A 25,136-nucleotide genomic window follows, 5' to 3' on the forward strand; every position below is an offset into this window, starting at 1 on the left:
GTTCGACGAACTCCGACTCGCAATCCAGAAATATATTCATTTCTATAATGAAGAACGGTACCAACAACGGTTAAACGGCTTGGCTCCGTTAGAATACAGAGCTCAAGCCGTTTAAGAGATTTTTATTATTTGTCCTGTCTACTTGACAGGGAGCAGTTCAAAAACAGCCGATTAGGCTGTTTTTTCCATTTTTCATGTTATTGAACTCTGAGATATCTTACAATGATTTTCGTTTTAAATTTTATACTAGGAAGTGCTTCATGATGCTTGCTACAGTGAATATCTTTTTTTGTTAATATTTGTATTATTTTTCTCGTTTCTACATTCGCCTTTTATCTGCTTCGTGATCGTTTACCGATTCAACCCGACTCGATGATGTCTACTCGGCTGTATTTTGGTTTTGCTAATGGGATCACCGGTATTCTTCTTATGCATCATGCGATCGATTTAAACGGCGCACTGATTGACTTGCGTTTGTTACCTCTCGCTTTATCCGCTTTATTCGGTGGTAACATCAGTATCACAGTGACGGGATTAATGCTTTTGATTTATCGTTTTTTGATCGATAATGGCGATTCTATAAATGTCCTACTTAGTTCTGTCATAACGCTACTCGGTTTTTTGATGCTGTCATTTATTTGTCGTCGGTTCATTACACGGCAAGGATATTTTTTTACCGCCATCGTGACAGTCGGTTCTCTACTTGTTCTTTGGCGACTGATTACGAGTAATTCCCCTGTAGATGCCTGGAGGACGATTTATATTCCTTATTTCATCTTAACGATTGGCGGAGCCGTTTTGTTTTATCGTTTGTCACTACTCCTGCAACAACATTTTGTTCTTTACTCTTATCAATCCTATCTCGCTTCGACCGATCAATTAACAAGGCTTGCGAATCGACATGTCATTTTGGAAAAGGTCACGACGCTTGAAAAAAACAGAGCTTCTTGGGGCGTCATCTTGTTTGACTTAGATCACTTCAAGAGTGTGAATGACACGCATGGTCACGCCGGCGGCGACGCCGTCTTGCGCCATTTTTCGATTGTATTGAATGAACATTGTCCCGCACCTGTTACAGTTGGTCGATATGGCGGTGAAGAGTTCATCGTCATCATTCCAGATTGTGACCTTTACGAACCTATTCATTTAGCAGAAACAATCGTGGCAGCCGTTCAACAAACGCCATTTGTCATGCAGGATCACGCTGTATCGATCACGGTATCTGCTGGAATTGCTTACGCTCATCATCATCCCGCTGAAACGGTCTTCAAGCAAGCAGATATTGCTTTGTATGAAGCAAAAACACAAGGCCGAAATCAATATCGACTGTACCAATCATAAATACTGTATGAAAAAGCCACTTCTCTCCGAAAGGTTCGGACTGAAGTGGCTTTTTAGGGATTAATGAATCGTTCCTTCATTCGTTTTTTGTAGTAGACAGATGATTTCTTCGAGTGGTACCGGTTTAGCGAAGAAGTAGCCTTGGAACAAATGAATCCCGATTTCTTTGGCAATGCGTACTTCTTCTCCCGTCTCTACCCCCTCGACGATACATTCGACATGCATCGACTGACTCAATTGAAAAATCGACTCAAGAATTGATTGTCGTTTCTCTGATGCTCCGATTTGTTCAATGAATTGCTTTGGAATCTTTAATTGACGTAACGGTAATAAACGTTCGAGGACGTGATACGAGGCATGACCAGTCCCGAAATCATCAAGAGAAACTGGAAAATCGAGTGTTTTGATGCGTTTGAGCGCTCGATGAATCGATTGACTCTCAAAATCAAGCGACTGACTTTCCGTGATCTCGATCTTAATCTGTTGCGGCTTTAGTGCATACTTGAGTAGCGTTCGTTCAATGAATGGCATGAATGACTCACTCGTCAATTGTCGTGGCGATACATTAACCGATAAGGTAAATTCATCCGGAACGAGACCGATCAATGCTTTACGCGTCTTACACCCTTCCTCAAAAATCCATTCTCCTAGACGAATCATCAAGTCACTTTTTTCAGCAATCGGGATGAAGACGGATGGTCGATCAGCTCCTTGCAACGAGGTCTTCCAGCGAACCAATGCTTCAAGACCAATGAATTGCTCTGATCGAACATCGTACTGCAATTGATAGACGAGGTGAAAGTCCGTTTCAATATTAGCCTGTGCTAATGATTGTGCTGCTTTGACTCGCAATTCTTGATCCTTTCGCCAGGCTTGGTCAATGCACATCACACGTTCATTTTGTTGAGCGGCTTCCTGTAGCGCAGTCAATAACTGCTGTACTCGACGCTTCCGATTGTCCGTCGCCCCTTCTCCATTATCGATGACGATGGATATGTTGACGTAGACATGATGCCCTTCGATTTCGTAAGGTATGGAAATTTCTTGACTTAATTTTTCCATCACTTCCTTACATGCCACCTTGTCCGGCTTTTCCATGACGATCAATAACGTTCCTGCTTCGATTCGAGCAAAAGCTTGATATGGAGGTAGTTTTCGCTTGAGCCGTTCGATACATGCCCGTAACACTTGTGACTGAATGTCTTCTCCAAAATACCGTGCCAACTCATAATAATTTTCTAAATGAATCCCGACAAAAATGAGCTGTTTTTCAGGTCTTGGGAAATCGACTTCGTTCAATCCTTGACGATTCAAAATACCTGTTTCTTCGTCACAGCGTGCCGTATCGTGTAGTTGTATCGCCAAATCATTCAAACGATTTAAATTACGGATATGCAAGTGATTGATGACAAGGGCGATTGAAACACCAATTATAATCATGCCAATTCGTCCATAATGATCAGTCGGATCAATTTTCACCGTCACGGTATCGGCATTCCACATGACGTAAAAACTAGTTGCGATGGCAATGATGATGGCGTACCACATCATGATTCGTTGATACGAAATCAAAGCGATCATTAAAAACAAAAAACTGCTAACCCAAACGGTGACCGCCGCATAAGGTAAAAAACTAATCGAAGTGATTGGAACAACGAGCAACATCAAGGACAATAAGTGGGTTTGCAACACCACGTCCATCTTACGACGACTGATATAAAAAATAAAAATCCCCATGAGGACTAAAAATGAAATAATGACAGAACGACTTAAATATGCATTCTTTATCGTCTCTTCCGTCGTCGTATAAATGATTAAAGCGCCAACAAGCATCATGAAAAGGGCAAAATTTCCGATCCACCATTGTTGTTTCCGAACAATGTCCTCCATGTATCTCCCTCCTTTCCATTAGTTTTTTCGTATATAGGTTTCGACATCGCTTGATGATACTCCTATCGTATCGAACGTGTCAATTCTTTCCTAAAAAGAAAAGTCTTCCCTCATACGTGTCGCGGAAGACTTTTCTCTAACAATTATTGTCCTATAACCCAAATCGTCCTAACTCTTCGATGACATCCGTTGCTAACAAACTACTTGGATGTAATCGTCGTTCAACTTGTTTTGAAGCACGCGCATACCACTCTGCTCCTAGCGCTAGCGTTCTTTCGACATCTCCTGATGGATGTTGCGCAAGGAGACTCGTTAAAATTCCAAACAAGGTATCCCCGCTCCCTCCCTTTGCGAGACCACTCGATGCACCAGAGATGACAAACCCACCTCCATCTGGTTTAGCGATTAAAATGACATGGGATTTCAAAACGACAGTTACTTGATGCAAGACGGCATACTCAGTTGCTTGACCGAATAGATCATCTTGAATACTTGCAACAGTCTGATTCGTCATCCGAGCGAATTCGCCAATATGCGGTGTGACGATGATCGGCGCGGTTCGTTCTGGGTAACTTTCTTTTATTAGTGCTCCGGCATCTAACACTACCGGTAGATCACTTTCAAGTAGATGATCCACCCATGTTTCGGCTACTTCTTGCGATAAACCAGGACCGATTCCAACTGCTGATATGGAAGATAGCACGTTCTGAATCGCCGGTAACGTCTGGTCCATGACCATCGCTTCCGGTGCTTGAACGATGATCCCCTGTTTCGCAAGTGACGTCGTCGCGACTTGTAGTTTACCGACTCCCGTTCTTAAGGCTGCCCGCGTCGCGAGTTGGATGGATCCCGGCATCGTGTCACTTCCTCCAATCAATAATGCCGTTCCGTATGTCCCCTTGTGACCGTATGGTTCCCGCTTAAACAAGGAAGCCAGATCCTTAGGTGAGACGCGCCATTCACCAAAAGCCGGTAATCCGATATCTAGCGTTTCTGATTCTCCATAAAACGGTGCCGTCCGTATCAAAAAGGTAGATCGTTTCATCGCATGCAATTGAAATGTCGCATCTGCTCGAATCGCTATCTCTTTGAATCCTATAGTATGGTCCGTCGGCACACCGCTCGGAACATCTATTGCATAGATGCGTGCTCCTTGCTGCTTTTGTTCCGATACGAATGCACACTGCGCCTCGAATTCCGGATTAATCCGACCTGGATCAAATCCAGTACCGTATAAGGCATCCAAAATGACATCATATCGACCACATGGTTTTTCGGCTACAAGTCCGAACGCTTCTGCATAATGAGTATGCATCGCCGCACTATCCGAACGACTCTTTCCAAACGGAGTGAATAGCGTGACATCGAATCCGTCACGTATCAGTTCGCGACCAATGACATAACCATCCCCACCATTATTACCGGTTCCACACAAAATCAGTATTCGTTCTGCCTTCGAATGGCGCGTTTTAATCTGTGTTGCGATCTGACTTCCGGCTCGCTCCATTAACACCTCGAGCGGTAGCCCAGATGTCCGTGCCCACTCATCAATTTGTCGTGCTTCCTGTGTATCATAAATCATCATCTCATCACCTCTGTTCGACTATTCCCGTTTTAATCAGGACTAGTCGTATAAAAACAAAAAAGAAACGTCCCGAATGGACGTTCCCTTCTATTTAAGACGTCAAGCGTTGACAATTCGCACAACGTCCATAGATTTCGAATTTATGATCTTCGACTTCAAAACCAGTCTCTTGAGCGGGTGAAATCCACTCCATCGGGCAGACATTCAACGTCTCCGTCTTGCCGCAGATTCGGCATATCAAATGATGATGGTGATGACCGGAAGCACAAGCAGCCCGATATTTCATCTCACCGTCTAATTCCGTCACTTCTAATAAGTCGATTTCCGAAAAATCATTCAAGTTTCGATAAATCGTATCATAACTTAACGAAGGATGAGACGTCCGGAGAGCTTCTGCCACTTCCCGCGCACTGACATACCGATTCACTTCAAACAGATACGATAGCAAATCCAGACGTTTCGGCGTCATTTTAAACCCCGAAGCCTTCATTCGTTCACGCGCTTGTTCGATGTTCGTCTTCATGTGTTTTACCTCCTATCCAAAAACGTTCTAACAGCATGACGATGATCAGTTCGAGCACGGCAAGTAGGACAATCATTCCGCCGGGTGCTAAATCAAACTGATAAGCCAGGATGAGTCCAAGTACTGTTGCAATCTCACCGAAGATGATAGCTAAAAAAATCGTCGTCTTAAAACTTTTGGCAATTCGAAGTGCTGCCGCAACCGGCAACGTGATTAAGCTTGAGACAAGTAAAATTCCGACGATTCGCATACTAATCGCGATCACAAGCGCAACGACGATCATAAAGAGAATGTGAACTAAACGAAGTCGAATTCCCGAGACACGTGCCTGTTCCTCGTCAAATGAGAGGAACAACAATTCCTTATAAAAGGCAAAGACGAAGATGACGACCACGACCGTCACGATAAGAATCGTGTACACATCCGTTAAGGCAACAGCCGAAACCGTTCCAAATAAGAAGGAGACGAGATCCATTGAAAAGCCGTTCGCAAGACTAATGAATGTCGCACCGAGCCCCATCCCTGTTGCCATGATGATCGGAATCGCGAGTTCTTGAAAATGCTTATATTTAGCGCGCAACCAATCAATCGTCAATGCCGCGATGACCGACGTCACGATTCCTAAGTACAGTGGATTTAAGTCCGCTAATTGCGCGACCATACCAGAAATCAAGAGACTGAGTGCAATCCCAGCTAACGTGACGTGCGAAAGTGCATCTGCGATCAGGCTCATCCGCCGGACGACGACGAACGAGCCAATCAATGGGGCCGTGAATCCAATTAAAATGGCAGCTACTAAAGCATACTGTAAAAATTTCAACGTCATGAATGCTTCGATCATTGGACACTCTTCCCTTCGTGAACGAGGACACGTCCCGGAACTGGATAGAGGGAGCGGATCGTCTGTTCATCTAGTTCCCAATACTCTTTAATGCCACAGTTACAACCTAAGCGTCCATCGACCAAATGAATGACATCCGTGACGAGTTTGCTGACGAAATGGATATCATGTGTCACAAGGACGAACGTTCGCCGTTTATCTCGACGCAGTTCTTCAAGAATTTCATAAAATTCTTTCACGTATCGCTGATCGACACCAACAGTTGGTTCATCTAAAATCATTAAGTCTGGATCGTTGACGAGCGCACGCGCGATGAAGACGCGTTGTTGTTGACCGCCGGACAAGTCGCCGACTTTTGAATCACGGCGTTCCCACATCCCGACTGTTTCAAGGGCAGTCCGTACTTTGTCTCGATCATCGCGTGACAAACGACGAAAAAGTCCTTTTTTAGCATACAACCCCATCTCGACGACTTCTGCGACAGTTACCGGGAAACCCGAGTTAAACGAAGCTGCTTTTTGCGAGACATAGCTGATTCGCCACCATTCATTGAATTGCGATTGGGGTTGTCCGAATAAGCGAATCGTTCCTTTCGGTTGCAATAAACCTAAGATACATTTGATCAGCGTCGATTTCCCAGATCCATTTTCCCCGACGATTGCTAAGAATTGTCCTTGTTGAACCTGAAACGAAACTTGATTCAATACCCGGCGATCTGGATAATCATAACTGACTTGATCAATCTCGATGATTGGTGTTTCCATTTATTTTCACTCCTTCCGTTTTCGTAAAACGGAATAATTACGTCTTAATCAACTGTCTTATTATAGCGTTCGCTAATTATTGGTGCAACTCTAGCAACTTCCTATCCTCCTTTGAAAAAAATCAAGGTACAATAAAGACAGAAACTAGCTGTTTCCGGCTTGTTCAGGAAGGGAAATCTTTTAATGCACGCATCGCAGAGAGGAGTCGAGGTCACTTGAAACAAGAACTTGCAGTCATCGATATCGGTTCCAACTCAATTCGTTATGTCATCTTCCATCCGATCGCTTCTGGTCGTTACATCGAGAAGATTAACATTAAAGTCGTCGCGCGTTTATCTGCTCATATCAATAAAGACGGAGCACTTGACGACGCAGGCATCTCGTTACTCGAAGAAACGTTACATCGATTTTACGAAGTCGGTGTCACCCATGAGGTCGAAGAGACGATTTGCGTCGCGACCGCTGCTATTCGTAATGCGACGAATCGAGAAGCAATTGTTAAATCCGTTACTGAAAACACACCTTTTTCCATTCAGGTTCTAACAGACGAACAAGAAGCATACTATGGTTATTTTGCTATCATCAATTCTACCTTCCTGACAGATGGGTTTTCTGTCGACATCGGCGGTGGTTCCATGGAAGTCACCTTGATCGAAAATCGCGAGATGGTAGCGTATCATAGCTTTCCATTTGGCGCCGTCACATTGACACGGCAATTCGTTTCCGACGAGACACTTAGTGCAAGTGATAAGAAGAAGTTGGTGAAATTCTTACGGGAACAATTCGAATCGATACCATGGCTAAGTGATAAAAAGCTTCCTTTAATCGGTGTCGGTGGTTCTGCCCGAAACTTCGTTCGTATCCATCAATCCAATCAGGATTATCCGCTTCGGAGCGTTCATCAATATCAAATCAAGGCGAAGGAACTCGCGAAGATGGTCGATGATCTGGAAGGGAAATCAGCGAAACAGCTATCGAAAATCGAAGGGTTATCAAAGGATCGAATCGATATTTTCCTGCCGGCATTGATTGCGATCCAAGGGTTAGCTCAACACATCGAAGCGGAAGAATTCATCATGAGCAATCTCGGTCTTCGTGAAGGTCTTGTTTACGAGTTCGACGTGCAGGACGAAGCATACCGCCGGATTGAAAACGTACGTGAGCAGAGCCTCTATCAGCTTGAAAGTGATTATAAGGTCAATCGTGATCGTGCGTCGTATATCGGAACACTTGCTAAATCGATGTACCGTCAACTCGTCACGTTAGACCTGGTATCAGAACGAGCGTCCGATTTACGCCTCCTCGATTCCGCAAGTCGTTTGTTTTATTGCGGTCAATACATTAATCCGGATACGCGATCAGACCAAACGTTTTATTTGTTGACGAACACCGAAATGAATGGCATGACGCACAAGGATCGCGTTGCGCTCTCCCTTGTCAGCTCCTATTCTTCAGCGAAACGGATGCAACAATTCGCAAAGCCGTTTAAAGAATGGTTCACGGAAGAATCACTGGACCGCTTCGACTTACTCGGTTCTTTACTCAAGTTAAGCCATGCCCTCGACGTGACGGAACGAAAAGCTGTCGATCATTTGGAACTGTTCCTTAAAAAGGACCAACTCCAATTCGTCCTCGATACAGGCGATCACGATTATGGATTTGAAGTCGAAAAAGCCGAAAAACAAAAGAAACACCTGGAACGAATCATTGATTGTACGATTACCTTCGAAACGAAAGGAGATCTTCCTTCATGAAGCTCGACATACCGGAACATTTCAACAATCGTGAGCTCAGCTGGCTCCAGTTCAACGAACGTGTACTGGCTGAAGCTTTTGACACACGCAATCCATTAATGGAACGTTTTAAGTTTCTCGGTATCTTTAGTTCCAATTTAGACGAGTTCTATATGGTAAGGGTCGGTGGCTTAAAGGATGAAGTGCTCGCCGGGTTCAATAAACCGGAAAATAAACAACAGATGACACCTAAACAACAGTTACGTGCGATCGCGTTGAAAACAAAAGAGTTAGTCGATCGGCAATACGAAGCATTTCAAGCAATCAATCAGACGTTATCCGATGAAGGCATTACATTCTTAAAATACGACGCCCTGACTTCAGAACAAACGACCTATGTAAAATCCTTTTTCCGTGAACAAGTTTTTCCGGTACTCACGCCTGTTGCTGTCGATGCCTATCGTCCGTTCCCGATGTTGTCTTCAAAATCACTTAACATCGCAACGGTTCTTGAAGCAGAAGACGGGACGAAACGAAATTTGGCACTCGTACAAGTACCTGCTGTTTTACCGCGATTCGTCGATTTACCGGTAGAAGATGACGAGACGACGGCTGTCATCTTACTCGAAGACGTCATCATCGCCTTCATTGACAGTTTATTTAAAGGCTATCGCGTGTTGTCTGCCATGCCATTTCGGATCACCCGAAATGCCGACCTTCCGTTTCACGAAGAAGGGACACACGATTTATTGAAGTTAATCGAAAAGGAATTAAAAAAACGGCGTTGGGGGGTAGCAATTCGACTTGAAGTCCAAAAAGCTGCCATCAATACTGAACTAGTCAACATGCTACGCGATGTACTTGATTTGCAGGAACGCGATATCTTTGCTGTGGATGGTCCGATTGATTTGACGTTCTCCTTCGCCTTCTACAGTCAAATCGGTGTTGAATATGATCATTTGATCTATCAAACGATCATGCCGGTCGACCCACCCGCACTCGATAGTTCAAAAAATCTGTTCAATCAATTACTCGAACGCGACTATCTCTTGCATCATCCGTATCATACGTTTGATCCGATCGTCCGGTTCATCGTCCAAGCGGCGAATGATCCGAACGTCCTTGCCATCAAACAAACCCTTTACCGCGTATCTGGTGACTCACCGATCATTAAAGCCTTAAAAACAGCAGCCGAGAACGGGAAACAGGTCACTGTCCTCGTCGAACTCAAAGCTCGATTCGACGAGGCGAAGAACATCGAGTGGGCAAAGCAGCTAGAAAAAGCCGGCGCTCATGTCATCTACGGATATAGTGATTTAAAGACGCACTCGAAGATCACGCTCGTCGTCCGACTCCACGAAGGAAAGATTCAGCGTTTCGCCCATCTTGGCACCGGCAACTATAATGATTCGACGGCGAAACTATACACGGACGTCGGATTACTGACCGCTCGAGAAGAAATCGCCGAAGATGCGACAAACTTCTTCAACTGGTTGTCCGGATACGGGGAACAACCGGAATGGAACGTCATCCAAACTTCACCGAACGCGATGCTTGAGAAGTTCCTGTCATTGATTGATGAAGAAATCCATCATCATCAAAAACACGGAAACGGTCGAATCGTCGCCAAGATGAATAGTTTAACAGAGAAAGACATCATTTTACGTCTTTATAAGGCATCGCGCGCCGGTGTACAAGTCGAACTTATCGTTCGTGGCGTCTGTTGTCTGCGTCCTGGCATTCCAGGTGTTTCGGAGAACATTCGCGTCATCTCGATCGTTGATCGTTATTTGGAACATTCACGCATCTTCTACTTCCATCACAACGGGCAGGATTTGATGTATGGGTCAAGCGCTGACTGGATGACACGCAACATGCGAAAACGGATTGAAATCTTGTTCCCGATCATGGACGAAGAACATAAACAATATCTAAAGGATTGTCTCGCCCTCGCCCTTGCTGATAATGTGAAGTCGCGTGAACAGGCAGCGGATGGATCTTATCATTACGTGAAGGACGGAAAACAGAGCTGTGAATCCCAGTTGCTGATTCAAGACTATACGAGCGGCAAACTCAAACAAAAACCTAGTTTTACAACACCATTAACACAAAAGTGGATCACAATCGAAAAGAAAGAGGACAAAGTCATTCTTGATCAAAATGCTACATGATGTTGGTCATGTTTTACTACGTACTCTACTTCAAATGTTGATTTACAGCAGAAAGGACGAAATGTATGCTTCAGCAAATCTTATTATCCCTTCTCGCCGGCGTCATCTGCGGCGTCGTGTTTACCGCACTGAAACTGCCGATTCCTGCCCCACCTGTTTTTCCAGCCGTCGTCGGAATCTTCGGTGTCTTCCTTGGGATGAAAATCTATCTATTTTTAGTAGAACGCTTTTTCTAATCCAAACAAAAACAGTTCTCTTTGCTGCCAGCGCAGAAAAGAGAACTGTTTTTTGATTCTTTTTATAGTTTTAATGATTAAATGTCGATCGTGCGAGCTCTGCTTGAATAGGAAAAGATTTTACTCACTCTCTTCCGTTGCTGCTGCCGTATCCACCGCATGAAGCATCTGTTGATGTAACCATCGGTGACAGGTCGGGCAAACCGTCTGATATCCTTCTGGTGTCAAATGCCATTCCAGTATCGACTGCCTAGAATCTTCACAATGCATACATTGACGCGCGACTTGTTCCAGATGATTTCGCTCCTTGAAGCGCTCGATTCGACGTTGTTTAGATTGTTCGAGTGTCAGTACATCCGTTTCGAAATACCCATACTGCCATGAATCAAGCAGACGCGTGCGAAACACGCCTTCGACCGGTCCAGTTTTAAGACCAAGTTGATCGAGTGGTCGTCCAAGTAAGGGATGACGTAAATCCACACTGATGAGATCAAGGCACACATATGACCCTTCCGAGTCGTCAGCATTCGTCAACCAAAATGGATCTTCTGGACGTGTCGTATACTCGGTGAACAAGGCTTCAGCATACGCCATGATACCGTCAGTCGTCGCAAGAAACACCTCTTCTCCCTCTACCAGTTCTGCCGGCAAATAAAACGGTTCCTTTGTTTCATAGTAGTGGACAACAGCTTGTCGTATCGCAAAACTAGTCTCATCAACGACGAGTATATGACACATCACAGACACCCCTTTATGAGTTATTCGACTGGTGCTCCTAGAATCGGTAGACGCCAGTCTGCATCAAACGCACCCGAACGTAACATATCGATTTCTTGTTTATACGGTGCCACTTTTTTCTTTGGATCGAGCCCGATGTATGGCGTCTCTAAGATTTTCGGTAAATGTGCTAGAGCAGGATGATGCACGACACGATGTAAGACATCAAATCCAATCTCACCGAAACCAATATTTTCATGACGGTCCTTTCGAGCACCACGGATATTCTTTGAGTCATTTACATGGATGACACCAAGACGATCCAGTCCAACGATCCGGTCGAATTGTTCAAGAACACCATCTAAGTCGTGCACGATATCGTATCCTGCATCATGCACGTGACATGTATCGAGACAGACGGACAGACGATCATGATGTGTGACGCCTTCGATGATTTGAGCAAGTTCCTCGAAGGTTTTTCCGATTTCCGATCCTTTTCCAGCCATCGTCTCAAGCGCGATCTTGACCTGTTCGTCACCTGTCAGTACTTCATTGAGTCCTTCGACGATCCGTTTGATTCCGATTTCTTCCCCAGCACCGACATGCGCACCAGGATGTAATACGATGTGTTGCGCCTTTTCAAGCGCTTCTGCTCGTTTAATTTCTGCTGCTAAAAACGAAACAGCGAGTTCGAATGTCTCGGGTTTCGTCGTATTCCCTAAGTTGATGATATACGGCGCATGCACGACGATTTCCTCTATTCCATTAGCACTCATATGTTGCAATGCTTCTTGAATCCGTAACTCTTCCATCGGCTTACGGCGTGTATTTTGAGGTGCTCCTGTATAGACCATCATCGTCGTTGCACCGTAAGATGCCGCTTCCTCACTTGCACCTAACAGCATTTTTTTCCCCGAAACGGAGACGTGTGAACCTATTTTCATGTTCTTTTCCACCTTTCTCTTTTTACAGTGTACCAAATCTTGAAAACGACAAGACACCCGAAAAATGTTTTTTCATTTCACGGGTGTCATCAATGGAGTTATTTTGATTTGCGTGCGTTTTCTTTACGTTGCGCGCGACCGACACCACGTTGTTCTTTGATGCGTTCACGTTTTGCTGTTTCTTTCAACTTATATTGATGCTTCTTCTTATAACCTGGTTTAACGCGCTTTTTCGCTTTTGCTGCTTCACCCGACAGACGGCTATGCGCTGTCTTCGAGACAGCAGTTTTCATGTGCGGCTTCGCACGACGACGTTCTTTGACCTCGACGATTTGACTGCCTTTGACATCGACGTTCGTGAATTGAATGCCACGGTCCTCTAAACGATTGATCATACCGTTCTCGTGATCTTCAAACAATGTGTATGCCAATCCATCTTGATCGACGCGACCTGTCCGACCGACACGGTGGACGTAGAAGTCCAAATCTTTTGGAATACCATGGTTGATGACGTGTGACACACCTGAAATATCAATTCCGCGTGCTGCAAGATCCGTCACGATGACGTATTGATACTTCGCATCGTTGATTTCTTTGATGGCTTGTTTACGACGACGTGCCGGAAGATCTCCGTGAAGGGAACCAACGTTCAGTCCTGCTTCTAGGAACAAAGCTTCGACTTCGATTGCTTCTGCTTTTGTATTCGTAAAAATTAGACAGATATACGGATTCAGCGCTTTCGCGACTTTCAACGTCAATTGTGAGCGCTCACGATGCTTGACCGGAATCGTATGGTGAACGATTTTCTTCGCTGTCTGTTGTTTTGGATCCACATGCGCATAACGCGGGTTGTTCATGTATTTTTTCAAGAACGGTTGCAATTTCTCAGGAATCGTTGCTGAGAAGACCATCATCTGAAGCTGTTCTGGAAGAGCTTGCGCAATCCGGTCAACTTCTGGCAAGAAGCCCATGTCGAGCATTTGATCCGCTTCATCGATAACGTAGTGCTTCACGAAATGTGGTTTTAAAGCCTGTTCTTTGAATAGGTCTAAAATACGTCCCGGTGTTCCGATAACGATTTGAGGTGAGACTTTCACACGACCGATTTGACGTTCGCGATCCATTCCACCTGTAATAAGACTCGTCTTGATGAAGTCTGGTTCCTTCACGAGTAACGATTTCAGTTCTTCATGAATTTGCCATGCAAGTTCGCGCGTTGGAGCAACGATGATGGCTTGTAATTCTTGAAGCTTTGGATCGACGTTTTGAACGATTGGAAGAAGGAACGATAACGTTTTTCCTGTTCCTGTTTGTGATTGACCGATGATATCGCGTCCCTTTACTGCAGCTGGGATGATCCGCGACTGAATGTCGGTCGGTTTTGTGATGCGGGCGTCATCGAGTGCTTCGATGACGAACGGGTGTAATTGATAATGGCTGAATCCATTCATGAATTGACACCGTCCTTTCCTTATTTGCTGAGGCTTCTGCCTCTCGATTAGTTCAACATGGTTATGGGTCTACTACCGTCATACAGATAGGAGTACGTATAAAAACGAGTTGGAATCTTTTTGTTTTTCGTATGAAGCTTCAATGCACTGAAGGCGACTTTCATCATCTCATCAGCACTCTGGACGACCGTCGCATCCATCGATTTCATGTCAACAGCTTCTAATATAGCACGATTCCCGTCTATGCCGACAATTATTTTTCCTTTGATGCCTGCTTTTTTCAATGCTTCGAGGACACCGAGCGCGATATCGTCATTATGACAATAGACGGCATCAAACGGAATTCCTGACTCAATCACCTGCGTCATGACCTTTTCTGAAGTGATGGGGTCGTAATCCCCATTAACGGATTCGACAATCTGAAGTTCCGGCTCACGCTCAAGACCAGTCAAAAATCCTCGGTGTCGTTCATTGGTTGTATTGACGTTTGCTGTCCCTGCGACTTCAATGATATTGGCGGTAGCTCGTCCCGTCTGCTTGATACGTTCGTGTTTAATGAATGATGCAAGTTGTTCCCCAATCAATTGATTATTTGAAGTGATTGAACTGACGACTGCATCGGAGCGGATTAATCGATCGATGGCAAAAACCGGAATCCCGGCACGAGCCGCTTCTTCTAATGCATTAGCGATATAGACGTCATCTAGTGTCGTCACGAAGATCGCATCGACTTTCATCCGAATGAACTCTTGAATCTGCTCCCGTTCATTGATGCGTGAGTTATGGGAAGTCGTGACGACCGCTTCGTATTTATTCAGTTTGGCTTGTGTCTTGAACGCATCGACGAGCCGTTGTGCGAACTCATGCTTATCATTCACGATCGTAAATCCAACGAGATGACGTTGTGGACTAGGATCTGGATTGACGAACAAGTTGGAAATGAACAGAACGGATGAAATCCAGACAATCAGGACGAATAACCAGGCCTTATTGAATTTCATTCCATTTGCTCCTTTCGTGGCAAGTGAACTTGAATCGTCGTACCGACGCCCGGCTTACTATCAAAGATCATTTTCCCTTTATGATCACGGACGATTTGTTTCGACATGAAGATCCCAAGTCCATTTCCGTCGACTTTCGATGTTTTGAACGCTTGACCGACATGTTCGATTTGATCTCCGTCCATACCGATTCCGTTATCCTGAACAATGAAGACGACCTCTTCTGGATAGACATGGACATGCAGATGACATATGCCGTCCGGTCCTTTAAACGCAACAGCTTGTAGGGCATTTCGGACACAGTTTGCTAAAATCTGCAAGATCCCCTCTTCTGACGCATAAATCTTCGGCATAAAGGATGGTGTATAAATCTTGCAGTCCGCCTCGTAATGATGCGCTTCAGCTTCGAGGATATATGTCAATTTCTTCATTAAATCATTCATATCAATCGTCGTTTTTCGAAGCGCATTGTTCTCACCTTTTGACAGATCGAGCATCGTTTGAATCATACCATTCGCCCGATCGAGTTCTGATAAGGCAAGCACAAGCATTTCAGGATCACGATCTTTTTCCGCCGCTAACAACTGTAAGGTCATCTTGACAGGCGTCAATGGATTACGGATTTCATGCGCGATCCCGGCTGCTAATTGACCGAGTGATGCTAATTTTTCTTGATGTAACATCGTTTGTTGCTGACTCAATTGCTCAAGACGCGCATTTTCCATCCGTTGTGCATACTCGTTATAGGCGGCAACGAGTGTCTTGACCTCATTAGATCCCGCTCGCTCAAGAACGATCGGTTTGGGCGAGGTGCTTTTCTCGATCTTATTCACAAGTTCAAGCATCGGCGCGGTCAACTGCTTCGACATCAAATAGCCGACAATTAGACTGAGGACAAGCGTTAAAGCCGCGATGATCAAATATTGTTGTCGTGTCGTATAGACCGGTTCATAAAAAACATTTCGCGGCGTTCGAACGAGTATTTTCCAATCCGTCACTTTTAAATCTTTCGCAAAGTAATACATATCTTGATTCGTACTAAAAATCTCGGAAGGTTCTAGCGATTTAAAAGCACGGTCAACCACACTTCTCGATAATACGCGCTCTTCATCTGTCACGAGATTACTGGATGTGGCTAACAATTGTTTTTTACTATTGAAAAGGTAAGCAATGGTCTGATCGTCGAACGATTCAAGTGAATTTCGAAAAACAATCGAATTCATGATGCTTAATCCACCACCAAAGACTCCGACACGCTCATTGCCGTCTCGAATCGGGATGAACATGTACGTGACAGCATCTGACTCCATTGTATATAGCTTGCTCATATGAAAATCCGTACTCGTCAACGTTTGCACAAAATCATCGTCTTTTAGGATGGTACTATTCTCCACTCGACGATCATCGCTTGAGAACCAGGTGATTTGTTTCGTCTTTCGGTCAAAATAAAAGAGACTTTTAAACCCTGTATCAATGTCTAACAATTTAGACTCCTCAATTTTCCGACTCAACTTTTTAGGGTTTTTGACATTCAACTGCAAGCTCATGATTTCTTCATGCAAATTCCCGACATTGTCGCGAATCGCATTCCCAGAGACTTCAACACTTTTTTCACTCTGTTTTTCTGTTTGTTGTTCGACTCGGGAAATCGTGACCCGGTCCGCAGTGAAGGCAAGCGCTGAAATGACAAGACAAATCAGGATGAATAAGACAGCGGTGATTTGAAAAAAATACGACCGCATCATTTTCTTAGACTCCATCCCTTCGCCTCCCTTTTGAATAATTGACAACTTCATTAGTATAGCATGTTCTGTGGATGAAACAGACTCCTCTATTTTCATTCAGCTTCAATCAATGGTACACTCTAACTAATCATTCTTTTTCACAAAGGGAGAATCCATAACTATGCTAGTAAAAAAAATCAGCCCCCGCGGCTATTGTTACGGTGTCGTCGATGCAATGAAACTTGCACAACAAGCGGCATTGAATAAAGATTTGCCACGTCCGATCCATATTTTAGGGATGATCGTCCACAATGCTCACGTCACACGTGAGTTCGAAAACATGGGCGTCATCACTGTTGATGGTCCTGATCGCCTCGAAGCCTTAGAGACGATTCAAGAGGGAACGGTCATCTTTACAGCACACGGTATTTCACCTGCTGTTTATGCTCGTGCTGCAGAGAAGAACTTACACGTCGTCGATGCGACGTGTCCTGACGTAACGCGTACCCACGACTTGATTCGTCAAGTCGTCGCAGATGATTACGAAGTCATCTACGTCGGGAAACATGGTCATCCGGAGCCTGAAGGTGCCGTCGGCGTAGCGCCGGAACATGTTCACCTCATCGAAAAAGTCGAAGATATCGATGAACTTCCTCCTCAGCTTGCTCATAAAAAAATCATCGTCACGAACCAGACAACGATGAGTCAATGGGATGTCCAAGCTTTGATGGAACACGTTCGGAAAAAATATCCGCATGTGGAAGTACACAATGAAATCTGTAACGCAACACAAGTCCGACAAGAAGCGGTAGCAGATCAAGCAGGAGACTGTGATCTCGTCATCGTCGTCGGTGACCCGCGTTCAAACAACTCAAATCGTTTGGCTCAGGTATCCTTTGACATCGCTGGAACTCCAGCACATCGGATTGGTGATTTGACAGAACTTGATTTGACTTGGCTTGAGGGTGTGACTCAAGTTGGTGTCACTTCAGGTGCATCAACACCAACACCGATCACGAAAAAGGTCATTGATTTTCTACAACAATATGATCCTGCTGATATCAGTACGCATGACAAGACACCGTTCCTTGAATTACGACGCATCTTGCCTAAAGTCAAAGTACTTTGATCATAACAATCGATACAGCAAAACCGAGTCGCGAATGAGGATCGCGACTCGGTTTTTTTATTACTAAATACGACGACGGTAGTATCGACGTATTCCATCGATTCATCATAAAAACTGAAACGGATTTGTATTCGCTGTTGAAATCAGCAGCTCGACGTCGATTTTTTTCTGTTCGAATCGACGCTTCAATTCGTTGACGACGCCTTCCTTCATGACCGACTCCACATGATGTCCCGGATCGACAACTGCTAGTCCAAGTGCCATCGCATCATGCGCCACATGAAAATAGAGATCGCCTGTCACAAGGACATCTGCTCCCGCAAATGCTGCAGTCGAGACATACTTATTGCCGTCACCACCAAGGACTGCTACTTTTTGGATGTGGCGTGATTCGTCTCCAACGAAGCGTAAGTTTTGTACTCCAAACGCATCGCGAACATGCTCTGCAAATTCCCGTAACGTCATTGCTTCCGGTAACCGACCAATCCGTCCGAGACCAAGTGATGTTGCCGGGCGTTCTTGACGAATGAGATCATAGGCGACTTCCTCATATGGATGAGCCTGTTTCATCGCTCGAATGACTTGTTTCTGATTCAGTTCCGTGACGATCGTCTCGATTCGGACTTCTGAGACGCGTTCGAGTCGCCCTGCTTCACCAATATACGGGGTAGCTTCCGTCAACGGTCGGAATTGACCCGTTCCATCGACGTGGAATTGACAATCACTGTAGTCCCCTTCTTTTCCTGCTCCCGCTTGTGCAAGGGCTGTTGAAACGCGCTCTACAGCCTCAGTCGGTACGAAGACACTTAGTTTATATTGCGTGTTTTCAAACGTCGGTGCTAGTACTTCACAAGACTCAAGACCAAGTGCATCTGCCATCCAGTCATTGACCCCACCTGGTGTCACGTCAAGGTTCGTATGCGCAGCATACACCGCAATATCGTGTTTGATACATTTGGTGACGATCCGTCCTGTTGCAGAACGATCCGTTACATTTGCTAACTTACTAAAAATCGGTGGATGATGTGCGATGATGAGATCGACCTTCTTTTCAATCGCTTCATCGACGACAGACTCCAAGACATCAAGTGTCACGAGTACACGTTTGACGTCCTTGTTCAATGTTCCGATTTGTAGACCAATCGGATCACCTTCGAGTGCGAATTTTTTCGGAGCAAATGCTTCAAACTGCTCAATGACATGGTTCCCATTCGCCATTAGTTCGTCACCTCTTCCATCTTTTGAATCAATCGTTCGATGGCTTCGATTTTTTCAGATAAAACTTCCGTTGCTTGTCCTTGTTTCATCTGAGCTAGGATATACTCCCGCTTCTGTTTTTCAGTCTGCCATTTTTCGATGAATTCTGGTGCACGTTCCCGCATTAACTGTGGTCCAAAGAACAATTCCCACTGACGTGTTGTTTCGTCCTCTGAGTAAAGTGTTTCATCTCCACGTTCTGCAACGAGAATTTCATAGATCTTTCCGTTCTCCTCGACGATCGCTTCAGACAATAACGCATATGAATTCGTCAGCAACCACTTCCGGACATCGACTGCATCGACATTCGGTTGAAGAATCAAGCGCTCCTCTCCCGACAATCGATCTTTCCCTTCTTCAAGGATTGAGGCAATCAGCGTTCCCCCCATTCCCGCAATCGTGATCGCCGTTGCTTCACCCGGCTTTAAAACCGATAAGCCACTTCCTAAACGGACATCAATCTGTGATTCGAGACCGACAAGCGCCACTTGTCCTTTTGCCGCTTCCATCGGTCCTTCATTCACCTCTCCTGCAATCGCGCGTTCAATTTTATGTTGCTGGATACAAAAACATGGTACGAATGCATGATCTGATCCAATATCTGCGAGGATTGCTCCTTGTGGAATATACGACACGACTTTTTGGAGTCGTTGATCCAATACGACGTTCATTTGCATCATCTTCATCCTTCCTATTTTCCGAAAAACTCTCTTTTAAAAATAGCGGATTTGCGCTAAAAAAGATACCATACACCACAAAAAAAACATCCATCTCGTGACGAGATAGATGCCCTTGTTCTTATTTCTTAGCAGCTAACCATTTGGCTAGAACAGCTGCTTCTTCGTCATTCGCAAGACCGCCAGGCATTTGCCCTTTACCATTCATTGCGATGTCTTTAATTTCATCTTCTTTCAGCTTCGCGCCGATCTTTGTTAAGTTCGGACCTGTTCCGCCTTCTAAGTTTCCACCGTGACATCCTGTACATCCTTTAGATGCAAACAAGTCTTCCGGCTTCATTTCTGCAGTTGACGGCCCTTTGCGAGCTTCCTTCACCTGATCGACCCCAAAGTAAGACAATGAAATCATAGCGATGATGGCGATGACTGCGATCGCCGCGAACGGTACTAATGGATTACGCATTTGGATTCCCCCCATATTCTATACCCAACCAAGTTGGTGACTGAATGGTATTCCCCGTTACTATTCTACTGTAAAAAAAACAGGGAAGGAAGAAAAAAACGAAACTTTTTTCTTCCTTCCCACTAAAATTTCATATATTCTTCACACTTTGAATTAATCAAGGAAATCTTTCAAGCGTTTTGAACGACTCGGGTGACGTAACTTCCGAAGTGCTTTTGCTTCGATTTGACGAATCCGCTCACGTGTAACGCCAAATACTTTCCCAACTTCTTCAAGTGTCCGTGTCCGACCATCATCGAGTCCGAAACGAAGACGAAGAACGTTTTCTTCACGATCCGTCAGTGTATCTAACACATCTTCGAGTTGTTCTTTCAAGAGTTCGTATGCTGCAGCATCTTGTGGTGCCGTCGCATCTTGGTCCTCGATGAAATCTCCGAGATGTGAATCATCCTCTTCCCCGATTGGAGTCTCCAGAGAAACCGGCTCTTGCGCAATCTTAAGAATTTCACGGACTTTTTCCGGCGTGATTTCCATCTCTTTCGAAATTTCTTCCGGTGATGGTTCACGTCCAAGATCTTGCAAGAGTTGACGCTGGACACGAATCAATTTATTGATCGTCTCAACCATGTGAACCGGAATTCGGATTGTCCGCGCTTGGTCAGCAATCGCGCGTGTGATTGCTTGACGAATCCACCATGTTGCATACGTCGAGAATTTATATCCCTTCGTATAGTCGAATTTCTCGACCGCTTTGATCAGACCCATGTTGCCTTCTTGAATCAAATCAAGGAACAACATACCGCGTCCGACATAACGCTTCGCAATCGAAACGACGAGACGTAAGTTTGCTTCCGCCAATCGTTTTTTTGCTTCTTCATCGTTTTGTTCGATTCGTTTCGCGAGTTCAACTTCGTCTTCTGCATTCAACAAATCAACGCGTCCGATTTCTTTTAAATACATCCGGACAGGGTCATTGATCTTGACACCAGGAGGAACAGACAAATCGTTTAGATCCGCCTCTTCTTTCTCATCTCCTGTGCCGTCATTATTGACCTTGATACCTTCTGTTTCAAGCAACTGGAGGAATTCCTCGAATTGTTGAGCATCCATTGATTCGAACGAACTTAGTTTGTCTTCAATCTTTTGGTGTGACAATTCACCATTTTTATGTCCGAGCGCGATAAGTTCCTCTTTCGCGAGACGGAGTAATTCAGCTTCTGATCTTGCTTTTTCTGCCATCGAACCATACACTCCTTCCACATCATGCAGCAGGTCATCGATCTTTTAAACGACGCTTCCGTTCTATGATCGCCTGCATCAGCTCCGCTTGAGCACGGATATCTGTTTGTTGATTCAATCGTGACTTTTCTTCTTCTAACAACCGACGTTGCTGTTCATTTTGGACGGCACGAATGTAGTGACTGAGTAAGTCAGGATCATACTCAGGCATCAGCATGAACTCTAAATCCGCTACGATTCGTTGCAAAGAGGCGTCGTGCAACATCGTCAAAAAACGATCAGGACTTCCTTGCGTACCTGCTCCGTAAAATTCATATAGCTTGCCGGCAATCAATTGGTGTGCCGGATCATTGAATTGGACACCTAGTTGCTCTCGCACTTCAAGACATACTTCTTCTGAACGGATCATGTAGGCAAGCAAGAAGCGTTCTGCCTTTTTCCAGTTCGCGAACGTTCGGTCAGGAGGTGCTGTCGGTAGAGCAGCTGGGCGATCGGAAACGATTTGTTCTCTCTTCGGTTGTTGAACGGTTGGACGCACTTGTGCGATCAGGGAGTCTTTCGAAAGTTTAAATTCCTCGGAAAGTTTCCCTAAATATATATCCCGTAACAACGGATTGGATGTTCGACCAATCTCTTCAAGCATAGTTTCAATATATCGAACGCGTTCTCCTTCTAATCGCAAGTTTTTTCCTTGTCGAAAATAAAAAGATTTGAATTCAAGACTCGAAACCCGTTCTTGTTCGATCCATTGTAAAAACGTCTCTTCGCCCTGATTCCCAATGAAGGAATCCGGGTCTTCGCCATCCGGTAAACGGATGACGGAACAGTCGACGGCAACGGCTTCAAGCAACTGTAAGGCTTTTAACGTCGCAGCGCGTCCTGCCTTGTCTCCGTCATAACAAATAATGACTTCATCGACGATACGTGCTAGGTTTTGTGCATGAACCGGTGTTAAGGCTGTTCCTAAAGAAGCTACCGTATAAGGTATACCCGCTTGAGCGACACGCACAACATCAAGATTTCCCTCAACGAGAACAACTTGTTTGATTTTACGCATTGCCCCTCGCGCTTGAGCGAATCCGAATAACAGTTCACTTTTATTGAACAAAGGTGTTTCCGCTGTATTGACGTACTTCGGATCACGACCATCAATCGAACGTCCACTAAATCCGACGATCGTGCCATCACGATCGGAGATAGGGAATACGACTCGACCGTTGAATCGATCTCGATAATCGCCATCGCGTCCGATTGAAATCAATCCCGCTTCGACCATCTCATCTAAATCAAACCCACGTCGTGCCAAGGAATCCACTGTAAAACGATCTTGATCCGGTGCATACCCAAGTCGGAACTCACGCATCGCACCTTCACGGATACCGCGATTCTCTAAATAGATTCGTCCCGCGTCGCCTGCTTCCGTTTGAATCAACACCTCATGATACAACTCGGTGACGATCCGATGTGCCTCGCGCATCCGGAACTTCTTTTCCTGTTCCGGTGTCGATTCCGATTGTTCGAATCGGTCCGGCTCTAGTTCCGGAAGTGTGACATCATTTCGATCAGCTAATTTAGAGACGGCTTCCTTGAAACTCATTCCTTCTGTTTCCATGACGAAAGTGATCGCGTTTCCACCTGCACCACATCCAAAACAGTAGTACATCCCTTTATCAGGAGAAACAGAAAAGGAAGGTGATTTCTCAGAATGAAACGGGCAGAGCCCTGAATATCGATTCCCTTGTTTTTTTAATTCTACACGTTCTGAAATCAATTCGACGATGTCCGTTGCTTGGCGGACCTGATCGACGATTTCATCAGGAATTCGCTTCATTCCGTCCTCTCCCCTTTCCTTGAGAACTTATCCTTACATGACCATACCCGCAATGAAACGGAACGATGACTCGTTCCGTTTCATTAGAAAAAGGGCATTATCTCATTTATCAGCTAAACAAGTATACTATGTTCCTGACTGCTTGACTAGTCATGCGCTTTCCCGGAGATCCCGGTCAAAATCAGGTTCGCCGTTTCCTCGACTGCTTTATTCGTTACATCGATGACTTGGCAACCGATTCGTTCGTATAAATTCCGTGCGTATTCGAGTTCCCGGTTGATTCGGTCCATCTGCGCGTATGCTGCTTCTGGTTTGAGTCCTAATGAACGCAGGCGTTCCATTCGGATGTCGATCAACTTTTCCGGTGAGATGAGTAGTCCAAAACATTTTTCTTTTGGAATATCGAATAGCTCTGCTGGCGGGATCGATTCCGGTACGAGTGGTACGTTCGCTACTTTATATCGTTTCAAAGCCAGATACTGCGAAAGTGGTGTCTTTGATGTACGCGACACTCCGATTAAGACGATATCCGCACGCTTGATGCCTTTTGGATCACGTCCATCGTCATACTTAACAGCAAATTCGACCGCTTCGATTTTCCGGAAATATTCCTCATCTAAACGATAGATCAATCCGGGTTCTTCTTTCGGTTGCATCTGCAAACGATCTTCCATCGTGTCAAGCAATGGGCCAAGTAGATCGATCGCTTTTACACCGTGGGCACGCGCCGTGTCTGCAAGCAGACGACGATGGGTCGCATGGACGATCGTAAAAGCGATCGTCGCTTGTTCTTCTTTCGCATGAAGAACCAAGTCATAAATGACTTGATCATCATCGACGAACGGAATGCGGACCGTTTCGATGGCTTGTTCCGGGAATTGGATTGCAGCTGCGCGGACGACGAGTTCACACGTCTCTCCGACAGAGTCACTCACGACATAAATCCGTTGACGCATCAGGAACCCTCCTTAAATTTCTTCATCACGTGCTAAAGCGACCAACACTTTCGTCATGTTCGTCTTCGTCATTCTACCAACGACTTTCAAGACGCCGTTCTCCTCTTCGACGACCGGCATTGAATCAATCTGCTTTTCAATCAGTTTCATGCCGGCACCAATCAACGTCTCCGTTTTTTCACAGACCGTCAAATTCGGCATCCGTGTCATGATGATGTTGACCGGTAACGAGTCTAACTCTTGATTACCGATTGCCGCACGTAGAAAATCCTTACGTGACAACACACCGACTAACGCATGGTCCTTACTGACGACGAACAGAGAACCTACATCTTCTAGGAACAAGTGAACGATCGCATCGTATACGGTCATTCCTTCATGAATGACTTTTGCCGACGACATGAATTCACCGACGGTCAATGTATCGAGTTTCTCATGAAGCATGGACGCATTTTTCTTTCCAACGTACATATAGCCGACACGTGGACGCGCTTCTAACATGCCGGTCATCGTTAAAATCGACAAATCGGGTCGTAATGTCGCCCGTGTCAGGGAGAGCGCTGCAGCAATCTGCTCTCCCGTGATCGGACCATTCTCTTTGACGATTTGGAGTATCTTTTTTTGCCGTTCATTTAACTTCATCGGCTCATCCGTCCTTTTTCT

23 protein-coding genes are annotated in these 25,136 nt (G+C 45.1%); 6 read left to right on the plus strand and 17 right to left on the minus strand.

Features of this window, described 5'->3' with window-relative positions; all coding sequences use genetic code 11:
* The coding region (locus tag B4C70_RS05355) for an IS3 family transposase (protein ID WP_290777490.1) at positions 1–115 on the plus strand (115 nt) is incomplete at its 5' end.
* Between the two features lie 260 nt (positions 116–375).
* Entirely contained in the window at positions 376–1,341 is a 966-nt protein-coding gene (locus B4C70_RS05360; RefSeq protein ID WP_349678012.1) for a diguanylate cyclase, read from the plus strand.
* 60 nt (positions 1,342–1,401) lie between these two features.
* Here B4C70_RS05360 and B4C70_RS05365 read toward each other — a convergent pair whose 3' ends face one another.
* The 5 genes from B4C70_RS05365 to B4C70_RS05385 form a co-directional block, all read right to left on the minus strand.
* Positions 1,402–3,231: a bifunctional diguanylate cyclase/phosphodiesterase gene (locus B4C70_RS05365; RefSeq protein ID WP_290777390.1), complete on the minus strand. Its 1,830-nt coding sequence runs from the start codon at positions 3,229–3,231 to the stop codon at positions 1,402–1,404.
* 151 nt (positions 3,232–3,382) lie between these two features.
* Positions 3,383–4,816 (minus strand): NAD(P)H-hydrate dehydratase, encoded by a 1,434-nt coding sequence (locus B4C70_RS05370; protein ID WP_290777392.1) that lies wholly within the window; start codon positions 4,814–4,816, stop codon positions 3,383–3,385.
* Between the two features lie 91 nt (positions 4,817–4,907).
* Positions 4,908–5,339 carry a Fur family transcriptional regulator gene (locus B4C70_RS05375; protein ID WP_035409180.1) on the minus strand — a complete coding sequence of 144 codons (432 nt, stop codon included), beginning with the start codon at positions 5,337–5,339 and terminating at the stop codon, positions 4,908–4,910.
* The gene (locus B4C70_RS05380) at positions 5,311–6,180 is read right to left on the minus strand and encodes a metal ABC transporter permease (protein WP_035409182.1); all 870 of its coding nucleotides are present in this window, start codon (positions 6,178–6,180) and stop codon (positions 5,311–5,313) included. Before B4C70_RS05380 ends, B4C70_RS05375 begins: the two co-directional genes overlap by 29 nt.
* Complete coding sequence (locus tag B4C70_RS05385; RefSeq protein WP_035409184.1) at positions 6,177–6,944, minus strand: metal ABC transporter ATP-binding protein; 768 nt, start codon at positions 6,942–6,944, stop codon at positions 6,177–6,179. Before B4C70_RS05385 ends, B4C70_RS05380 begins: the two co-directional genes overlap by 4 nt.
* Positions 6,945–7,159: 215 nt before the next feature.
* On the opposite strand from B4C70_RS05385, the gene B4C70_RS05390 reads away from it, so the two are divergent.
* From B4C70_RS05390 to B4C70_RS05400, 3 genes are all read left to right on the plus strand, one after another.
* Positions 7,160–8,698 carry a Ppx/GppA family phosphatase gene (locus B4C70_RS05390; protein WP_290777394.1) on the plus strand — a complete coding sequence of 513 codons (1,539 nt, stop codon included), beginning with the start codon at positions 7,160–7,162 and terminating at the stop codon, positions 8,696–8,698.
* Positions 8,695–10,848 (plus strand): RNA degradosome polyphosphate kinase, encoded by a 2,154-nt coding sequence (locus B4C70_RS05395; protein WP_290777396.1) that lies wholly within the window; start codon positions 8,695–8,697, stop codon positions 10,846–10,848. Before B4C70_RS05390 ends, B4C70_RS05395 begins: the two co-directional genes overlap by 4 nt.
* A 65-nt stretch (positions 10,849–10,913) precedes the next feature.
* Positions 10,914–11,084, plus strand: coding sequence for a XapX domain-containing protein (locus B4C70_RS05400; RefSeq protein ID WP_023467523.1), 171 nt, complete (start codon positions 10,914–10,916; stop codon positions 11,082–11,084).
* Between the two features lie 120 nt (positions 11,085–11,204).
* Here the strand turns inward: B4C70_RS05400 and B4C70_RS05405 are convergent, their stop codons facing one another.
* The 5 genes from B4C70_RS05405 to B4C70_RS05425 all read right to left on the minus strand — a co-directional run bounded on the left by B4C70_RS05405 (position 11,205) and on the right by B4C70_RS05425 (position 16,957).
* The gene (locus B4C70_RS05405) at positions 11,205–11,822 is read right to left on the minus strand and encodes a hypothetical protein (protein WP_290777398.1); all 618 of its coding nucleotides are present in this window, start codon (positions 11,820–11,822) and stop codon (positions 11,205–11,207) included.
* 20 nt (positions 11,823–11,842) lie between these two features.
* Complete coding sequence (locus B4C70_RS05410; RefSeq protein WP_290777400.1) at positions 11,843–12,745, minus strand: deoxyribonuclease IV; 903 nt, start codon at positions 12,743–12,745, stop codon at positions 11,843–11,845.
* 98 nt (positions 12,746–12,843) lie between these two features.
* On the minus strand, positions 12,844–14,196 hold the full coding sequence (locus tag B4C70_RS05415) for a DEAD/DEAH box helicase (protein ID WP_064300313.1): 1,353 nt from the start codon (positions 14,194–14,196) through the stop codon (positions 12,844–12,846).
* A 47-nt stretch (positions 14,197–14,243) separates the two neighbouring features.
* Positions 14,244–15,197: a sugar ABC transporter substrate-binding protein gene (locus B4C70_RS05420; RefSeq protein ID WP_290777402.1), complete on the minus strand. Its 954-nt coding sequence runs from the start codon at positions 15,195–15,197 to the stop codon at positions 14,244–14,246.
* Complete coding sequence (locus tag B4C70_RS05425) at positions 15,194–16,957, minus strand: two-component system sensor histidine kinase NtrB (RefSeq protein ID WP_290777404.1); 1,764 nt, start codon at positions 16,955–16,957, stop codon at positions 15,194–15,196. Before B4C70_RS05425 ends, B4C70_RS05420 begins: the two co-directional genes overlap by 4 nt.
* Positions 16,958–17,102: 145 nt before the next feature.
* On the opposite strand from B4C70_RS05425, the gene B4C70_RS05430 reads away from it, so the two are divergent.
* Positions 17,103–18,050 carry a 4-hydroxy-3-methylbut-2-enyl diphosphate reductase gene (locus B4C70_RS05430; protein WP_029341043.1) on the plus strand — a complete coding sequence of 316 codons (948 nt, stop codon included), beginning with the start codon at positions 17,103–17,105 and terminating at the stop codon, positions 18,048–18,050.
* Between the two features lie 105 nt (positions 18,051–18,155).
* On the opposite strand, the gene B4C70_RS05435 is transcribed toward B4C70_RS05430, so the two are convergent.
* From B4C70_RS05435 to B4C70_RS05465, 7 genes are all read right to left on the minus strand, one after another.
* Positions 18,156–19,268, minus strand: coding sequence for a Nif3-like dinuclear metal center hexameric protein (locus tag B4C70_RS05435; RefSeq protein ID WP_214728125.1), 1,113 nt, complete (start codon positions 19,266–19,268; stop codon positions 18,156–18,158).
* On the minus strand, positions 19,268–19,984 hold the full coding sequence (locus B4C70_RS05440) for a tRNA (adenine(22)-N(1))-methyltransferase (protein WP_285801478.1): 717 nt from the start codon (positions 19,982–19,984) through the stop codon (positions 19,268–19,270). Before B4C70_RS05440 ends, B4C70_RS05435 begins: the two co-directional genes overlap by 1 nt.
* Positions 19,985–20,105: 121 nt before the next feature.
* A complete protein-coding gene (gene cccA / locus B4C70_RS05445) occupies positions 20,106–20,447 on the minus strand; it encodes a cytochrome c550 (RefSeq protein ID WP_029341040.1) in 342 nt (113 codons plus the stop codon).
* Positions 20,448–20,600: 153 nt separating this feature from the next.
* Positions 20,601–21,686, minus strand: a complete 1,086-nt coding sequence (gene rpoD / locus B4C70_RS05450; RefSeq protein ID WP_023467512.1) for an RNA polymerase sigma factor RpoD — start codon at positions 21,684–21,686, stop codon at positions 20,601–20,603.
* A gap of 34 nt (positions 21,687–21,720) precedes the next feature.
* Positions 21,721–23,517: a DNA primase gene (gene dnaG / locus B4C70_RS05455; protein ID WP_214728127.1), complete on the minus strand. Its 1,797-nt coding sequence runs from the start codon at positions 23,515–23,517 to the stop codon at positions 21,721–21,723.
* Between the two features lie 146 nt (positions 23,518–23,663).
* On the minus strand, positions 23,664–24,473 hold the full coding sequence (locus B4C70_RS05460) for a pyruvate, water dikinase regulatory protein (RefSeq protein ID WP_047396410.1): 810 nt from the start codon (positions 24,471–24,473) through the stop codon (positions 23,664–23,666).
* Between the two features lie 12 nt (positions 24,474–24,485).
* Positions 24,486–25,115, minus strand: a complete 630-nt coding sequence (locus tag B4C70_RS05465; protein WP_047396404.1) for a helix-turn-helix transcriptional regulator — start codon at positions 25,113–25,115, stop codon at positions 24,486–24,488.
* Positions 25,116–25,136: the final 21 nt, after the last annotated feature.

This window comes from Exiguobacterium sp. UBA5002 (assembly GCF_002396765.1).
Classification (GTDB): domain Bacteria; phylum Bacillota; class Bacilli; order Exiguobacteriales; family Exiguobacteriaceae; genus Exiguobacterium_A.

What these genes read in the sequence shown, in the direction of transcription:
- B4C70_RS05400 (WP_023467523.1), top strand. Translation starts at nt 10,914, where the DNA reads ATGCTTCAGCAAATCTTATTATCCCTTCTCGCCGGCGTCATCTGCGGC.
- B4C70_RS05410 (WP_290777400.1), bottom strand. Translation starts at nt 12,745, where the DNA reads ATGAAAATAGGTTCACACGTCTCCGTTTCGGGGAAAAAAATGCTGTTA.
- B4C70_RS05365 (WP_290777390.1), bottom strand. Translation starts at nt 3,231, where the DNA reads ATGGAGGACATTGTTCGGAAACAACAATGGTGGATCGGAAATTTTGCC.
- B4C70_RS05380 (WP_035409182.1), bottom strand. Translation starts at nt 6,180, where the DNA reads ATGATCGAAGCATTCATGACGTTGAAATTTTTACAGTATGCTTTAGTA.
- B4C70_RS05425 (WP_290777404.1), bottom strand. Translation starts at nt 16,957, where the DNA reads ATGGAGTCTAAGAAAATGATGCGGTCGTATTTTTTTCAAATCACCGCT.
- cccA (WP_029341040.1), bottom strand. Translation starts at nt 20,447, where the DNA reads ATGCGTAATCCATTAGTACCGTTCGCGGCGATCGCAGTCATCGCCATC.
- B4C70_RS05405 (WP_290777398.1), bottom strand. Translation starts at nt 11,822, where the DNA reads ATGTGTCATATACTCGTCGTTGATGAGACTAGTTTTGCGATACGACAA.
- B4C70_RS05430 (WP_029341043.1), top strand. Translation starts at nt 17,103, where the DNA reads ATGCTAGTAAAAAAAATCAGCCCCCGCGGCTATTGTTACGGTGTCGTC.
- B4C70_RS05420 (WP_290777402.1), bottom strand. Translation starts at nt 15,197, where the DNA reads ATGAAATTCAATAAGGCCTGGTTATTCGTCCTGATTGTCTGGATTTCA.
- B4C70_RS05385 (WP_035409184.1), bottom strand. Translation starts at nt 6,944, where the DNA reads ATGGAAACACCAATCATCGAGATTGATCAAGTCAGTTATGATTATCCA.
- B4C70_RS05440 (WP_285801478.1), bottom strand. Translation starts at nt 19,984, where the DNA reads ATGCAAATGAACGTCGTATTGGATCAACGACTCCAAAAAGTCGTGTCG.
- B4C70_RS05360 (WP_349678012.1), top strand. Translation starts at nt 376, where the DNA reads ATGTCTACTCGGCTGTATTTTGGTTTTGCTAATGGGATCACCGGTATT.
- B4C70_RS05395 (WP_290777396.1), top strand. Translation starts at nt 8,695, where the DNA reads ATGAAGCTCGACATACCGGAACATTTCAACAATCGTGAGCTCAGCTGG.
- B4C70_RS05370 (WP_290777392.1), bottom strand. Translation starts at nt 4,816, where the DNA reads ATGATGATTTATGATACACAGGAAGCACGACAAATTGATGAGTGGGCA.
- B4C70_RS05465 (WP_047396404.1), bottom strand. Translation starts at nt 25,115, where the DNA reads ATGAAGTTAAATGAACGGCAAAAAAAGATACTCCAAATCGTCAAAGAG.
- dnaG (WP_214728127.1), bottom strand. Translation starts at nt 23,517, where the DNA reads ATGAAGCGAATTCCTGATGAAATCGTCGATCAGGTCCGCCAAGCAACG.
- B4C70_RS05460 (WP_047396410.1), bottom strand. Translation starts at nt 24,473, where the DNA reads ATGCGTCAACGGATTTATGTCGTGAGTGACTCTGTCGGAGAGACGTGT.
- B4C70_RS05435 (WP_214728125.1), bottom strand. Translation starts at nt 19,268, where the DNA reads ATGGCGAATGGGAACCATGTCATTGAGCAGTTTGAAGCATTTGCTCCG.
- B4C70_RS05415 (WP_064300313.1), bottom strand. Translation starts at nt 14,196, where the DNA reads ATGAATGGATTCAGCCATTATCAATTACACCCGTTCGTCATCGAAGCA.
- rpoD (WP_023467512.1), bottom strand. Translation starts at nt 21,686, where the DNA reads ATGGCAGAAAAAGCAAGATCAGAAGCTGAATTACTCCGTCTCGCGAAA.
- B4C70_RS05375 (WP_035409180.1), bottom strand. Translation starts at nt 5,339, where the DNA reads ATGAAGACGAACATCGAACAAGCGCGTGAACGAATGAAGGCTTCGGGG.